Source organism: Escherichia whittamii (assembly GCF_014836715.1).
In the GTDB taxonomy this organism is placed as follows: domain Bacteria; phylum Pseudomonadota; class Gammaproteobacteria; order Enterobacterales; family Enterobacteriaceae; genus Escherichia; species Escherichia whittamii.
Genome location: NZ_JACSQI010000036.1, coordinates 1 through 678, shown reverse-complemented (window position 1 = coordinate 678; position 678 = coordinate 1). Strand labels below are relative to the sequence as shown.

The following is a 678-nucleotide window of genomic DNA, read 5'->3' as shown; positions in this document are numbered from 1 at the left end:
AAGGAATATCTCAATTATTGAACATAAAATGCGAATCATTTAGTACAAAAAAGCAGCGTTACGTGATCTTTCCCTGGCCAGGTACCTTTGTCATTTAATCTGGCAGCTAAAGGCATATTGTTTCCCTGTCTGGAATATCTGCGCCCAAAAATTTAAAAAACGGTAAGGTGCTTAACTCAACAATAATCACCTTACCGGACATCCTGATTTGTAGCCCAACAGGTTAATCAAGTAACAGGGATAAACTGACCATCAATCAGCGAAAATACCGGAGCGTAATACCCCATACGCTCTTCACCACTTTCATCTGTAAAACGGTAAGTCAGTGGGGAATATATTGGTTTCGATTTATTATATAGCTGCACCATACGTCCACCATTCATAACCCGGACGGCATAATCGTCCCACCTGATGGGCTGCATTCTGGCTTTCCCTCCCTCCACATTATCTTTTGAGAAGAGTGAGAGTAATATGTCATCCTCAGAGTCACCGGTTGTGGCTGACCATGCCTTCAGCGCCTCTTTGTTATAAGCTTTCAGACGTGCCCTGTCCCGGCTACTGATGATGCTTGCCATTTCGGTATAGGCGGCTTTTAACTTCCGTAACTGCTCGTCGCTTCCGGTATAGGGGGTTGCCCGCGTCCAGGCCCATTCAGGAAGCCCCGTCACCGTGACCTTT

Annotated in this window: 1 pseudogene; it reads right to left on the bottom strand. The window is 45.7% G+C overall.

From position 1 onward, the window contains the following. Positions 1 to 227: 227 nt before the first annotated feature. A pseudogene (locus H9644_RS21415) lies at positions 228 to 678 on the bottom strand (hypothetical protein); the annotation flags it as partial.